This is a genomic window from Streptomyces sp. NPDC051183 (assembly GCF_040682455.1).
In the GTDB taxonomy this organism is placed as follows: Bacteria; Actinomycetota; Actinomycetes; order Streptomycetales; family Streptomycetaceae; genus Streptomyces.
Genome location: NZ_JBFBBA010000008.1, coordinates 80,690 through 94,656 on the forward strand (window position 1 = coordinate 80,690; position 13,967 = coordinate 94,656).

The 13,967-nt window shown below is 71.1% G+C and carries 13 protein-coding genes; 10 read left to right on the forward strand and 3 right to left on the reverse strand.

What is annotated here, in order from left to right; translation table 11 throughout:
* Positions 1-82 precede the first annotated feature (82 nt).
* Positions 83-865: a peptidylprolyl isomerase gene (locus tag AB0M99_RS09305; RefSeq protein ID WP_365918246.1), complete on the reverse strand. Its 783-nt coding sequence runs from the start codon at positions 863-865 to the stop codon at positions 83-85.
* Between the two features lie 164 nt (positions 866-1,029).
* Here AB0M99_RS09305 and AB0M99_RS09310 point away from each other — a divergent pair, with 164 nt between their 5' ends.
* The 5 genes from AB0M99_RS09310 to AB0M99_RS09330 all read left to right on the forward strand — a co-directional run bounded on the left by AB0M99_RS09310 (position 1,030) and on the right by AB0M99_RS09330 (position 5,966).
* A complete protein-coding gene (locus AB0M99_RS09310) occupies positions 1,030-1,752 on the forward strand; it encodes an MBL fold metallo-hydrolase (protein WP_365918248.1) in 723 nt (240 codons plus the stop codon).
* Between the two features lie 10 nt (positions 1,753-1,762).
* Positions 1,763-3,022, forward strand: a complete 1,260-nt coding sequence (gene hisS, locus AB0M99_RS09315; RefSeq protein ID WP_365918249.1) for a histidine--tRNA ligase — start codon at positions 1,763-1,765, stop codon at positions 3,020-3,022.
* Positions 3,023-3,160: 138 nt separating this feature from the next.
* Positions 3,161-3,778 (forward strand): vitamin K epoxide reductase family protein, encoded by a 618-nt coding sequence (locus AB0M99_RS09320; RefSeq protein WP_365918251.1) that lies wholly within the window; start codon positions 3,161-3,163, stop codon positions 3,776-3,778.
* A gap of 44 nt (positions 3,779-3,822) precedes the next feature.
* Positions 3,823-5,175 carry a replication-associated recombination protein A gene (locus AB0M99_RS09325; protein WP_365918253.1) on the forward strand — a complete coding sequence of 451 codons (1,353 nt, stop codon included), beginning with the start codon at positions 3,823-3,825 and terminating at the stop codon, positions 5,173-5,175.
* Between the two features lie 53 nt (positions 5,176-5,228).
* The gene (locus tag AB0M99_RS09330; protein WP_365918255.1) at positions 5,229-5,966 is read left to right on the forward strand and encodes an HNH endonuclease family protein; all 738 of its coding nucleotides are present in this window, start codon (positions 5,229-5,231) and stop codon (positions 5,964-5,966) included.
* Here AB0M99_RS09330 and AB0M99_RS09335 read toward each other — a convergent pair.
* Positions 5,963-6,652, reverse strand: coding sequence for a DUF2470 domain-containing protein (locus AB0M99_RS09335; RefSeq protein WP_365918257.1), 690 nt, complete (start codon positions 6,650-6,652; stop codon positions 5,963-5,965). The genes AB0M99_RS09330 and AB0M99_RS09335 overlap by 4 nt on opposite strands.
* Positions 6,653-6,947: 295 nt before the next feature.
* On the opposite strand from AB0M99_RS09335, the gene rpsD reads away from it, so the two are divergent.
* Entirely contained in the window at positions 6,948-7,559 is a 612-nt protein-coding gene (gene rpsD, locus AB0M99_RS09340) for a 30S ribosomal protein S4 (RefSeq protein ID WP_008740451.1), read from the forward strand.
* Positions 7,560-7,589: 30 nt separating this feature from the next.
* Here the strand turns inward: rpsD and AB0M99_RS09345 are convergent, their stop codons facing one another.
* Positions 7,590-9,830, reverse strand: a complete 2,241-nt coding sequence (locus AB0M99_RS09345; protein ID WP_365918259.1) for an AAA family ATPase — start codon at positions 9,828-9,830, stop codon at positions 7,590-7,592.
* A 147-nt stretch (positions 9,831-9,977) separates the two neighbouring features.
* Here AB0M99_RS09345 and AB0M99_RS09350 point away from each other — a divergent pair, with 147 nt between their 5' ends.
* Genes AB0M99_RS09350 through ruvX form a run of 4 tightly spaced genes read left to right on the forward strand, consistent with a single transcriptional unit; the run spans position 9,978 to position 13,919 of the window.
* A complete protein-coding gene (locus AB0M99_RS09350; protein WP_365918261.1) occupies positions 9,978-10,406 on the forward strand; it encodes a DUF948 domain-containing protein in 429 nt (142 codons plus the stop codon).
* An 8-nt stretch (positions 10,407-10,414) separates the two neighbouring features.
* On the forward strand, positions 10,415-10,777 hold the full coding sequence (locus AB0M99_RS09355; protein ID WP_365918263.1) for a DUF6167 family protein: 363 nt from the start codon (positions 10,415-10,417) through the stop codon (positions 10,775-10,777).
* Positions 10,777-13,446 (forward strand): alanine--tRNA ligase, encoded by a 2,670-nt coding sequence (gene alaS, locus AB0M99_RS09360; RefSeq protein ID WP_365918265.1) that lies wholly within the window; start codon positions 10,777-10,779, stop codon positions 13,444-13,446. Before AB0M99_RS09355 ends, alaS begins: the two co-directional genes overlap by 1 nt.
* A gap of 2 nt (positions 13,447-13,448) precedes the next feature.
* Positions 13,449-13,919: a Holliday junction resolvase RuvX gene (gene ruvX / locus AB0M99_RS09365; protein ID WP_215018880.1), complete on the forward strand. Its 471-nt coding sequence runs from the start codon at positions 13,449-13,451 to the stop codon at positions 13,917-13,919.
* Positions 13,920-13,967 lie beyond the last annotated feature (48 nt).

Sequence of the window (13,967 nt, forward strand, 5' to 3'; positions counted from 1 at the left end):
CGCCGGGCCGGCTGTCCGCATCCCGCACGACGCAATATCGCCGTACGGGCGGGACGCCGGCCGGTGCGGGCCGCCGCGTCCGTCAGTTCTTGGTGACGGTGCCCTGCTCGATGGTGACCGGGGTCTTGGGGGCCCCGTCCTGGCCGCCGTCGGCCGTGCCGGCCTTGGCGACCTCCTCGAGGATCTTCAGACCGGCCGCGTCGATCTTGCCGAACGGCGTGTACGACGGGGCCAGCGGGCTGTCCTTGTAGACGAGGAAGAACTGGCTGCCGCCCGAGCCGGGCTGGCCGGTGTTCGCCATCGCCACGGTGCCCGCCGGGTAGATCACCTGACCCTGGTCGTTCGGCTTGCCCAGGGAGTCGAGGTTCTCGTCGGCGATGGTGTAGCCCGGGCCTCCCATGCCGGTGCCCTCGGGGTCGCCGCACTGGAGCACGAAGATGCCGGAGGTGGTCAGGCGGTGGCACTTGGTGTTGTCGAAGAACTTCTTGTCGGCGAGCGACTTGAAGGAATTGACCGTCTGCGGGGTCTTCGCCGCGTCCATCTCGAACTTGACGTCGCCCGCGCTGGTCTTCAGCGCGAAGGTGTACTTCGCCTTGTCGTCGATCGCCATCGCGGGCGAGGGCGACTGCTTGGGCGTCGGCTGCGCCGACGGGTTCGCGGCCGGGTCGGCCGCCTTGTCCTTCTTGTCCTTGTCGAACACTCCGCCGACCACGAGGCCGACCAGCGTCGCGACCACGACGGCCACCGCGGCGCCGATCACGGCCATGCGCCGGCGCGTCTTCTGACGGGCCTCGGCCCGGCGCTTCTGCTGGCGCTCGTACTTTTCCCTGGCGAGCTGTCGCCGCCGCTGATCGCTCGTGACCACCGGGTCGTCTCCTTGTGCGTCTCTGGTACCGCTGTCCGGGCTGGGCTAGGGCGTACCGTATATGGGTTCGCTGTGTAATGAGCGGCGCCGGTAGGCTCTGAGCAGCAGCATTCCGATCCAGGGCCGCTGCCGAGGCTCCCGCCGGACGACGATTGAGGACGAACGTGCTGATTGCCGGGTTCCCCGCCGGGGCTTGGGGGACCAACTGCTATGTGGTCGCCCCCGCCGCCGGTGAGGAGTGCGTCATCATCGACCCGGGCCACCAGGCCGCCCAGGGTGTCGAGGAGACGCTGAAGAAGCATCGGCTCAAGCCCGTCGCGGTCGTCCTCACCCACGGTCACATCGATCATGTGGCCTCCGTGGTCCCGGTGTGCGGAGCACACGACGTACCGGCCTGGATCCACCCCGAGGACCGCTACATGATGAGCGACCCGGAGAAGGCCCTCGGCCGCTCCATCGGGATGCCGCTCATGGGAGAGCTGACCGTGGGCGAGCCGGACGACGTCCGGGAGCTCACCGACGGCGCCGCCCTGAAACTGGCGGGCATGGACTTCTCGGTGGCGCACGCGCCCGGGCATACGAAGGGGTCGGTGACCTTCCGGATGCCCGAGCTGGCAGACATCCCGCCGGTCTTCTTCTCGGGCGACCTGCTCTTCGCCGGCTCCATCGGACGCACCGACCTGCCCGGCGGCTCCCACGCCGAGATCCTCCAGTCGCTGGCCCGCGTGTGCCTGCCGCTCGACGACTCGACCGTGGTGCTGTCCGGCCACGGTCCCCAGACCACCATCGGCCGCGAACGCGTGACCAACCCGTACCTTCGGGAAGTCGCCGCGGGCCTGGGAGCGAACCCCAGTGGTGCCGCGCCCGCTCCACGACGAGGAATGTGACGAGAGTTTCGTGAGTACTTTTCAGGCCCCCAAGGGCACGTACGACCTGCTGCCGCCCCGCTCCGCCACCTTCCTGGCGGTGCGCGAGGCGATCTCGGCGCCCCTGAAGAACTCCGGCTACGGGTACGTCGAGACCCCCGGCTTCGAGAACGTCGAGCTGTTCTCCCGCGGTGTCGGCGAGTCCACCGACATCGTCAGCAAGGAGATGTACACCCTCACGACCAAGGGCGGCGACCAGCTGGCGCTGCGCCCCGAGGGCACCGCCTCCGTGCTCCGCGCGGCGCTCCAGGGCAACCTGCACAAGCTCGGCGGCCTGCCCGTCAAGCTCTGGTACTCCGGCTCGTACTACCGCTACGAGCGGGCGCAGGCGGGCCGTTACCGCCACTTCTCGCAGGTCGGTGCCGAGGCCATCGGTGCCGAGGATCCGGCGCTGGACGCCGAGCTGATCATCCTGGCCGACCAGGCGTACCGCACGCTCGGCCTGCGCAACTTCCGCATCCTGCTGAACTCGCTCGGCGACAAGGAGTGCCGGCCGGTGTACCGGGAGGCCCTCCAGGCCTTCCTGTGCGGGCTGGACCTGGACGAGGACACCGTCCGCCGGGCCGAGATCAACCCGCTGCGCGTCCTCGACGACAAGCGGGAGTCCGTCCAGAAGCAGCTGGTCGGCGCACCCATGCTGCGCGACTACCTGTGCGACGCGTGCAAGGCGTACCACGAGGAGGTGCGGGCGCTGGTGACGGCGGCCGGCGTCGCCTTCGAGGACGACGAGAAGCTCGTGCGCGGCCTCGACTACTACACCCGGACCACCTTCGAGTTCGTCCACGACGGTCTGGGCTCGCAGTCGGCGGTCGGCGGCGGCGGCCGCTACGACGGCCTCTCCGAGATGATCGGCGGCCCGGCGCTGCCCTCCGTGGGCTGGGCGCTGGGCGTGGACCGCACGGTGCTCGCACTGGAGGCGGAGGGCGTCGCGCTGGACATCCCGGCGGCCACGTCCGTGTTCGCGGTGGCGCTGGGCGGGGCGAAGCCGACCCTGTTCGGTCTGGTGACGGAGCTCCGGCGGGCCGGTGTCGCGGCGGACATCTCGTACGGCGGCAAGGGCCTCAAGGGTGCGATGAAGGACGCGAACCGCAGCGGGGCCCGGTTCGCCGTGGTCGCGGGCGACCGCGATCTGGCCGAGGGCGTGGTCCAGCTCAAGGACATGGAGTCCGGGGAGCAGACCTCCGTGCCCGTCGCCGAACTGGTCGCCACGGTCCGGGCCCGCCTGGCCTGACGCCGGCCGATCCGAGGGCGGGGCCCGGGGCGCGAGCCCCGGGCCCCGCCTCCTTTATCTCCACCGAACGGTGGGCGGTCGGCCCCGTACGGCACAATGGCCCCTGCTTGTTGACCTTGCAGATGTGGAGCGGGCGGTATGACGACACGAGGCACTGACGCAGACACCGCCGCACCGCGGACCGTCGGCGGCAGCCGGGCCCTGGCCCTGCTGCTCGTGATCACGGGAGCCGCGGGCCTGCTCGCCGCCTGGGTGATCACGATCGACAAGTTCAAGCTGCTGGAGGACCCGAACTTCACGCCGGGCTGCAGCCTGAACCCGATCGTCTCCTGCGGCAACATCATGAAGAGCGACCAGGCGTCCGCCTTCGGCTTCCCGAACCCGATGCTGGGACTGGTCGCCTACGGGATCGTGATCTGCGTCGGCATGAGCCTGCTGTCCGGGGCCCGGTTCCGCCGCTGGTACTGGCTGACCCTGAACGCGGGCACCCTCTTCGGCGTCGTCTTCTGCGCCTGGCTGATGTACCAGTCGCTGTACAACATCAACTCGCTGTGCCTGTGGTGCTGCCTGGCCTGGGTCGCCACCATCGTCATGTTCTGGTACGTGACCTCCCACAACGTGCGCAACGGGCTGCTGCCCGCGCCGGGCTGGCTGCGGGGCTTCTTCGACGAGTTCGCGTGGGTGCTGCCCGTCCTGCACATCGGGATCATCGGGATGCTCATCCTGACCCGCTGGTGGGACTTCTGGACCTCCTGACCGGCCCGGGCGGGACTGTCGGTGGGCTCGCATAGGCTTCCCGTGTGGAACCAGACCTCTTCACCGCCGCCGCCGAAGACCGCCAGGAGAAGGACCCCTCGACTTCCCCCCTCGCCGTCCGGATGCGCCCGCGCACCCTCGACGAGGTCGTCGGCCAGCAGCACCTGCTGAAGCCGGGCTCGCCGCTGCGGCGGCTGGTGGGCGAGGGCTCCGGGGGTCCGGCGGGCGCCTCGTCGGTGATCCTGTGGGGGCCGCCGGGCATCGGCAAGACCACCCTCGCGTATGTGGTGAGCCAGGCGACGCAGAAGCGGTTCGTGGAACTGTCCGCGATCACCGCGGGCGTCAAGGAGGTACGGGCCGTCATCGAGGGCGCCCGGCGCGCGGCCGGCGGGTACGGCAAGGAGACCGTCCTCTTCCTCGACGAGATCCACCGCTTCAGCAAGGCGCAGCAGGACTCGCTGCTCCCGGCGGTCGAGAACCGCTGGGTGACGCTGATCGCGGCGACCACGGAGAACCCGTACTTCTCGATCATCTCCCCGCTGCTGTCGCGCTCGCTGCTGCTGACGCTGGAACCGCTGACGGACGGGGACCTGAGCGCGCTCATGCGGCGGGCGCTGACGGAGGAGCGGGGGCTGGGCGGGGCCGTGTCCCTGCCCGCCGATGCCGAGGCGCACCTGCTGCGGATCGCCGGCGGCGACGCGCGGCGGGCGCTGACGGCGCTGGAGGCGGGCGCCGGGTCCGCGATCGCCAAGGGCGAGGACGAGATCACCCTCCAGACGGTGGAGGAGGCCGTCGACCGGGCGGCGGTCAAGTACGACCGGGACGGCGACCAGCACTACGACGTGGCGAGCGCGCTCATCAAGTCGATCCGCGGCTCGGACGTGGACGCGGCGCTGCACTACCTCGCGCGGATGATCGAGGCGGGGGAGGACCCGCGGTTCATCGCGCGCCGCCTGATGATCTCGGCGAGCGAGGACATCGGCCTGGCCGACCCCACCGCCCTGCCGATCGCCGTGGCGGCGGCGCAGGCGGTGGCGATGATCGGCTTCCCGGAGGCCGCCCTGACCCTGTCGCACGCCACCATCGCGCTGGCGCTGGCCCCGAAGTCGAACACCGCCACGACCGCGATCGGCGCGGCGCTGGCCGACGTCAGGGCGGGGCTGGCGGGTTCCGTGCCGGCGCACCTGCGGGACGGGCACTACAAGGGGGCGGCGAAGCTGGGGCACGCCGTCGGGTACGTGTACCCGCACGACGTGCCGGGCGGCATCGCCGCGCAGCAGTACGCACCGGACGAGATCCACGGCAAGCGGTACTACGAGCCGACGCGGTACGGCGCCGAAGCCCGCTACGCGGACGTGGTGGAGAAGGTCCGGGAACGCCTGCGCGGCGGCGCCTGACCGGGGAGTCGTGTCGGCGGGCCGCGGCGGGGGGCGGAGCCTAGGCTCCTGGCATGGGAATGCGTGCTGCCTCCGCCGGAGCCGTCGCGGCCGTGCTGCTGCTCGGGGGGTGTCATCACGGTGACCCCGGGGCGGCCCGGGCCAGCGCCGCGGCCCTGGTGGCGCAGGTGCCGCTCACCGGGCCGGGGTTTCCGCCGGACGCGCGCACGGCCGGGGCCCGGCTGGCGGGGCTGAAGGTCGAGTGGGGCAAGAACTGGGAGACCTACAAGCGCGAGAACTTCGGCAGGTACTGGTCCGACGAGACCGACGCCGTCGGCGGGCGCAACGGGTGCGACACCCGGGACGACGTACTGCGCCGGGACCTCAGGGAACTGCGCGAGGGCGACCGCAACCCCTGCGTGGTGATCTCCGGAGTGCTGCACGATCCGTACACGGGCAAGGAACTGCCCTACTACTACCGGCGGGCCTCGCAGATCCAGACCGACCACGTCGTCGCCCTCGGCGCGGCCTGGCGCGGCGGCGCGTACTCCTGGACGCCGCAGCGGCGGCTGGAGTACGCCAACGACCTCGACGTCCTGCTCGCCGTGGACAAGCAGACCAACTACGACAAGAGCAGCAAGACCGCGGACAAGTGGAAGCCGCCGCTCAAGTCGTTCTGGTGCGAGTACGCACGGCGCTACACCGGGATCAAGGCCAAGTACGCGCTGTCGGTGACCCCTCCCGAGAAGGAAGCGCTCCAGCAGATGCTGGCGACCTGCCCGCCCGGACGCCCGCCCGGACCGACGGCCTAGTAGGAGGCCGCGGAGAAGAGGGTGTGCATCGCGCGGCGCAGTCCGCAGATGTCCGTCACCGGCTCCGGGAAGTCGAAGCGGGCGTCGAAGGCGCCGGCCGCGCCGCCGGTGAAGCGCACGCGCAGCCCGAGGCGGTCCAGGGCGAGCGGAACGGCGGTCATGCCGGCGGCCTCCCGGGAGCCCAGCAGGCCGCACAGCTCGCCGAGGCGGTCGCTGTGGGCGGTGTGCAGGTGCTGGAGCAGCTCGCTCTCGTGCGCCACCATCGGGTCCGGTTCCGCGGCGGCCAGGTCCTCCGGGTCCACGTGCTCGGCGCCCCACAGGTCGTCCACCGAGATCTCGCCGACCTCCAGACGGAGCAGCGTCCAGGCCGGGCGGCCCTCGTACGGATCGCCGTACGGGACGTCGAGGGGCTCGGCCATGCCCAGCAGTTCGCCCACCGGGTGCCGCTCCGCGAGCAGGGCGGCGCAGGCCGCGCGGTCGTCGCCGCGCACCGGGGTCAGCCACCCGGCCAGCCATGCGCGGCCTCGGATACGATGGGGCACGGACACCGGCGCCACATCCGTGATCTCGATCACGGCGGTGAGGTCGTCGTCCTGGGCGTGAGCGGCTGCCCTGGCAGCCGCGGATTCCCCTGACACCAGGAGAATCACGTCCCCGTCCGGGGTGACGGTCCGCGCGGCCGGCATCCCTGTCCCGAACTCTCCCTGGTCAAGAGACTGCACCTGGTCACGAGCACCCGGCAGCGTGAGGGATACTGAGGCGTTGGACTCTACGAGGGTTCGTACGCGTTCGGCTCCGGTGAGCTGCCGAACGCCTTCCCTGGGACGCGGCTGACCTTGCCTATCGTCGTCGAAAGCAGATCCTGTTTCGTTTGGATCTGAACTCCGATGCGCACTGGGCAGGGGGATCCCATGTGGTCGAGACATTACGTCCTCCTCGCTAAGGTAAGCCTCACCTAACTTACATGGAGGTAGGTTCCCCGTGAACCAGAAGCGACCCAAGGTCAAGAAGTCGCGTGCCCTCGGCATTGCGCTGACCCCGAAGGCCGTCAAGTACTTCGAGGCCCGCCCCTACCCGCCGGGCGAGCACGGCCGTGGCCGCAAGCAGAACTCGGACTACAAGGTTCGTCTGCTGGAGAAGCAGCGTCTGCGCGCTCAGTACGACATCTCTGAGCGTCAGATGGCCCGCGCGTACGACCGCGCCAAGAAGGCCGAAGGCAAGACGGGCGAGGCGCTGGTCGTCGAGCTCGAGCGTCGCCTCGACGCCCTGGTCCTGCGTTCGGGCATCGCCCGCACCATCTACCAGGCCCGCCAGATGGTCGTTCACGGCCACATCGAGGTCAACGGCGACAAGGTCGACAAGCCGTCGTTCCGTGTCCGTCCGGACGACGTCATCACCGTGCGCGAGCGCAGCCGCGAGAAGGTTCCGTTCCAGGTTGCCCGTGAGGGTGGCTACGCAGGCGAGGGCGAGACCCCCCGTTACCTGCAGGTCAACCTGAAGGCCCTGGCCTTCCGCCTGGACCGCGACCCGAACCGCAAGGAAATCCCGGTCATCTGCGACGAGCAGCTCGTCGTCGAGTACTACGCCCGCTGATTCTTCCGCGGACGTAGCCTCACAGGCTGGTCAGCCCGTCGGTTCCCCCTTGGGGGAGCCGGCGGGTTTCCTGTTTCCCGGGTGCCCCGCGGCAGGCACGGGCCCCGGCGTCGATGTCGGGGTCGGGGTCGGTGTCGTCCGGGGCCTCGGCAGCGGGGCCGGCGCGGGCACCGGTTCCGGCTCCCGCACCGCCCGCTCCACCAGCTCGTCCACCGACAGGGAACGCCCGTGCCGGGCGCAGGACGCGTACCGCTCGGCGCCCAGCAGCTCGCCCGCCCGCTCCTGGCACATCAGCCGCGGCGCGTTGAAGTAGCCCGAGCCGAACAGCTGCATCCCCACCCCGTCCCACATCGGCTCCGCCGCTCCCTGGAGCACCGCGGCCTCCGCCGGACGGCCCTCCGTGACGTTGACCAGCGCCAACAGCTCCACCGCCAGCACCAGGCCCACCAGGTCCCGGAAGGTGTGGTTCACGGCCACGCACTCCGCCAGCAGCCGCCGGGCCTCGGCCACGGCGCCCGAGTCGAGCGCCGCGTACGCGAGGACGTACAGGGCGTACGCCTTCGTCCAGCGCTCCCCGCGCTCCTCGCAGATGTCCCGGACCTCCTCGCTCAGCGCGAGCGCGCCCGGCAGGTCCCCCTGGAACGCCAGTGCCATCGCCAGCTCCACCTGGCACATCAGCACGTTGCTGTTCAGCTCCCCGGCCGCCCGGTACCGGTCCAGCGCCGAACGCAGCAGCTCGGCGGCGCGCGCCATGTCGTCGGAGATCAGGGCCAGGCAGCCGAGCCGGTGCACGGAGTAGGCCGCCGCCACCGCGTTCCCGGTCCGCTCCGCCCCGTCCCGGCACTCGTACAGGGCGCTCATCGAGGCCACCGCGTCCCCCTGCAGGGCCGCCACGTAGCCGAGCACCCACAGCGCCTTGAGCCGCGAGCCCTCGTACTCCGGCTCCGTCAGGCCCCGGCCGCCCTCCAGGGTGCGCTCCAGCCAGTGCCGGCCCTCGGTGAGCCGGCCGCAGCCCGCCCAGTAGAACCACAGGGTGCCCGCCAGGTACCGGCCCAGGTGGACTTCCTCCGGCTCGTCCAGGCAGCACTCCAGCGCGAGCCGCAGGTTCGGCAGCTCCGCCTCCACCAGCGCGGCCACCTCCTGCTGCCGGGGGCTGAACCAGTCCAGCTCGCACCAGGTCGCCAGGCCCATGTACCAGTCCCGGTGCCGCCGCCGCAGCCGCCCGGCGTCGCCCAGCGACTCCAGCCAGCCCGCGCCGTAGATCCGTACGGTCTCCAGCATCCGGTAGCGCATGCCCGTCGGGGTCTCCTCCCCGACCAGGAGGGACTGCGCGAGCAGTTCGCCGACCAGGTCCAGTACCGACTCCACCGGCAGGTCCGGGCCCGCGCACACGTACTCGGCGGCGTCGAGGTCGAACTGCCCGCCGAACACCGAGAGCCGCGCCCACAGCAGCCGCTCCTCGGCCGTGCACAGCTCGTGGCTCCAGCCGATCGCGGTACGCAGCGCCCGGTGCCGGGGGAGCACCCCGCGCGCCCCGCCCGTCAGCAGCGCGAAGCGGTCCTCCAGCCGGGTCAGCACCTGCGCGGCGGACAGCGCCCGCAGCCGGCCCGCCGCCAGCTCCAGCGCCAGCGGGAGTCCGTCCAGCCGGGCGCACAGCTCGCCCAGCGCGGCGCGGTTCGCGTCGTTCACCGCGAAGCCGGGGTCGGCGGCCGAGGCGCGCGCGGCCAGCAGCTCCAGGGCCTCGGCCGGCTCCAGCGGGGCCAGCGGGAAGGCGAGCTCCCCGTCCAGGGCCAGGGCCCGCCGGCCCGCGGCCAGCACCCGCAGGCCGGGGGAGCGGCGGAGCAGCTCCCGGACCAGCTCGGCGGTCTCCTCGACCAGCTGCTCGAACCCGTCGAGGACCAGCAGCAGCCGCCGCCCGGCCAGGTGCTCGGCCAGCACCGTCCGCGGCGGCCGCGTGGTGTGGTCGGTCAGCCCGAGGGCCTCGGCGAGGGTGAGCTCCAGCAGCGCCGGATCCCGTACGCCGGACAGCTCGGCCAGCCAGACGCCGTCGCAGTAGCGTTCCTGCGCGTCACCGGCCCCGTCCGCCGACGCCCCGTCCGCCTGCTCGCGGGCCGCGGCGAGTGCCAGCCGGGACTTGCCCACCCCGCCCACGCCGGTCACCGTGACCAGCCGCGAGGACCCCAGCAGTCGCCCCAGCTCCGCGAGTTCGCCACCCCGGCCGACGAAGCCGCCCAGCTCCGAGGGAAGATTGCCGTACGTCCTCTGTCGCATGGGACACGGAGGGTACTGGTCCGGATGCGCTGCGTACAAGGCGAGCCCGTCGGACCCGGAATTCCGGTACGGCCGGGGATCTCCGGCGCGATAGGGTCGGAGGACGACTTTTTCCGTGGATTTTCCAGGTGCAGGGAGCGGTGCAACGTGTCCGGTGGAGAGGTGGCCGGGATCCTCGTGGCCGTCTTCTGGGCCATCCTGGTCTCCTTCCTCGCCGTGGTGCTGGTGAGGCTGGCCCAGGTGCTCAAGGCGACCACCAAGCTGGTGGCCGAGGTGACCGAACAGGCTGTCCCGCTGCTCGCGGACGCCTCCACGACCGTTCGCTCCGCGCGCACCCAGCTCGACCGGGTCGACGCCATCGCGAGCGACGTCCAGGAGGTCACCTCCAACGCCTCCGCCCTGTCCTCCACCGTGGCCTCGACCTTCGGCGGCCCGCTGGTCAAGGTCGCCGCCTTCGGCTACGGCGTCCGCAAGGCGCTGGGCCGTACGGACGAGGTGCCACCCAAGACATCCCGACGTAACGTGATCGTCGGCCGTACGGTGCCGGCCGCCAGGCGCCGGAAGCAGAAGGGCTGAGACCTCCGATGTTCCGCCGAGCCTTCTGGTTCACCGCAGGCGCAGCCGCCGGCGTGTGGGCCACCACCAAGGTCAACCGGCAGCTGAAGAAGCTGACGCCGGAGAGCCTCGCCGCCCAGGCCGCCGACAAGGCCGTGGAGGCGGGCCACCGTCTCAAGGACTTCGCCCTCGACGTCAAGGCGGGAATGACGCAGCGCGAGGACGAGCTGAACGACGCACTGGGACTGCACCACGATCCCGACCGGCCCGACAACGTCACGGCCCTCCCGGGACCGCGGCGGCTGCGGGCCATCGAGCACGACAAGCACGACAAGACCACCCACCGACCGAACCACTCGGCGGTTACGTACAACCGGAATGAGGACCACTGATGGAGTCGGCTGAAATCCGCCGCCGCTGGCTGAGCTTCTTCGAGGAGCGCGGTCACACCGTTGTCCCTTCGGCGTCGCTCATCGCGGACGACCCGACTCTGCTGCTGGTCAACGCGGGCATGGTCCCGTTCAAGCCGTACTTCCTCGGCGAGACCAAGCCCCCGGCCCCCCGCGCCACCAGCGTGCAGAAGTGCGTCCGTACGCCGGACATCGAAGAGGTCGGCAAGACCACCCGCCACGGCACGTTCTTCCAGATGTGCGGCAACTTCTCCTTCGGCGACTACTTCAAGGAAGGCGCCATCAAGTACGCCTGGGAGCTGCTCACCAGCTCCGTGGCGGACGGCGGCTACGGCCTCGAGCCCGAGAAGCTCTGGATCACCGTCTACCTCGACGACGACGAGGCCGAGCAGATCTGGCGCGAGAAGATCGGCGTCCCGGCCGAGCGCATCCAGCGCCTGGGCAAGAAGGACAACTTCTGGTCCATGGGCGTCCCGGGCCCGTGCGGTCCGTGCTCCGAGATCAACTACGACCGCGGCCCGGAGTTCGGCGTAGAGGGCGGCCCGGCCGTCAACGACGAGCGCTACGTGGAGATCTGGAACCTGGTCTTCATGCAGTACGAGCGCGGCGCCGGCGACGGGAAGGAAGACTTCCCGATCCTCGGCGACCTGCCGTCGAAGAACATCGACACCGGTCTCGGCCTCGAACGCCTCGCGATGATCCTGCAGGGCGTGCAGAACATGTACGAGACCGACACCCTGCGCGTGGTCATGGACAAGGCCACCGAGCTGACCGGCGTGCAGTACGGCGCCGCCCAGGGCACCGACGTGTCGATGCGCGTGGTCGCCGACCACATCCGCACCTCCGTCATGCTCATCGGCGACGGCGTCACCCCCGGCAACGAGGGCCGCGGTTACGTGCTGCGCCGCATCATGCGCCGCGCCATCCGCAACATGCGCCTCATGGGCGCCACCGGCCCGGTCGTCCAGGACCTCGTCGACGTCGTGATCAACACGATGGGGCAGCAGTACCCCGAGCTCGTCACCGACCGCAAGCGCATCGAGACCGTCGCGCTCGCCGAAGAGGCCGCCTTCCTCAAGGCCGTCAAGGGCGGCACGAACATCCTCGACACCGCCGTGACCGAGACCAAGGCCGCCGGCGGCACGGTCCTCTCCGGCGACAAGGCGTTCCTGCTCCACGACACCTGGGGCTTCCCGATCGACCTCACCCTGGAGATGGCCGCCGAGCAGGGCCTCTCCGTGGACGAGCCCGGCTTCCGCCGCCTGATGCAGGAGCAGCGCGACCGCGCCAAGGCCGACGCCAAGGCCAAGAAGACCGGCCACGCGGACATGTCCGCCTACCGGGAGATCGCCGACGGCTCCGGCGCCACCGAGTTCACCGGCTACGCCACCACCCAGGGCGAGTCCACCATCGTCGGCCTGCTGGTCAACGGCGTCTCCGCGCCCGCCGCCTCCGAGGGCGACGAGGTCGAGGTCGTCCTCGACCGCACCCCGTTCTACGCGGAGGGCGGCGGCCAGCTCGCCGACCAGGGCCGGATCAAGCTCGACACCGGCGCCGTCATCGAGGTACGCGACGTCCAGCAGCCGGTCCCGGGCGTCTCCGTCCACAAGGGATCCGTCCAGGTCGGCGAGGTGACGGTCGGCGCCTCCGCGTACGCCGCCATCGACGTCAGGCGCCGCCGGGCCATCGCCCGCGCCCACTCGGCCACGCACCTGACCCACCAGGCGCTGCGCGACGCGCTGGGCCCGACGGCCGCCCAGGCCGGTTCGGAGAACAGCCCCGGCCGCTTCCGCTTCGACTTCGGCTCCCCGAACGCCGTCCCCGGTTCGGTCCTCACCGACGTCGAGCAGAAGATCAACGACGTGCTCTCGCGCGAGCTCGAAGTGACCGCCGAGATCATGAGCATCGACGAGGCGAAGAAGCAGGGCGCCATCGCCGAGTTCGGCGAGAAGTACGGCGAGCGGGTCCGCGTCGTGACCATCGGCGACTTCTCCAAGGAGCTGTGCGGCGGCACGCACGTCGGCAACACCGCCCAGCTGGGCCTGGTGAAGCTGCTCGGCGAGTCCTCCATCGGCTCCGGCGTGCGCCGCGTCGAGGCCCTCGTCGGCGTGGACGCGTACAACTTCCTCGCCAAGGAGCACACGGTCGTCGCCCAGCTCCAGGAGCTGGTCAAGGGCCGTCCGGAGGAGCTGCCGGAGAAGATCGCCTCCATGCTCGGCAAGCTGAAGGACGCCGAGAAGGAGATCGAGAAGTTCCGCGCGGAGAAGGTCCTCCAGGCCGCCGCCGGGCTCGCCCAGAACGCCCAGGACATCAAGGGCGTCGCCCTCGTCGTCGGCCAGGTGGCGGACGGCATCGGCGCCGACGACCTGCGCAAGCTGGTCCTCGACGTCCGCAGCCGCATCCAGGGCGACCGCCCGGCCGTCGTGGCCCTGTTCACCGTGGCGAACGACCGCCCGCTGACCGTCATCGCCACCAACGAGGCCGCCCGTGAGCGCGGCCTCAAGGCCGGCGACCTGGTCCGTACGGCCGCCAAGACCCTCGGTGGCGGCGGTGGCGGCAAGCCGGACGTCGCCCAGGGTGGCGGCCAGAACCCGGGTGCCGTCCCGGAGGCCATCAGCGCCGTCGAGCGCCTCGTCGTCGAGACGGTCTGACGATGACTCTGCGCCGCGGCCGCCGGCTCGCCATCGATGTCGGGGACGCCCGGATCGGGGTCGCCTCGTGCGACCCCGATGGGGTGTTGGCCACACCGGTGGAGACCGTTCCGGGACGGGACATCCCCTTCGCCCACCGGCGGCTGCGGCAGCTCGTCGAGGAGTACGAGCCCCTCGAAGTCGTGGTCGGCCTCCCCCGCTCGCTCAGCGGGCGGGAGGGGCCGGCCGCGGTCAAGGTCCGCGCCTTCGCGAACGAACTGGCGAAGGGCATCAAGCCGGTGACGGTACGTCTGGTGGACGAGCGGATGACGACCGTCACCGCGGCCCAGGGGCTGCGGGCCTCGGGGAGGAACGCGAAGAAGGGCCGGTCGGTCATCGACCAGGCGGCCGCGGTGGTGATCCTCCAGAACGCGCTTGAGACCGAACGGGTATCAGGCAATCCGCCCGGCGAGTGCGTCGAAGTGGTTGTCTGATCGCAATACGGTAACGTTCCGCGCGACGTGACGGCATTCGAACAGCCG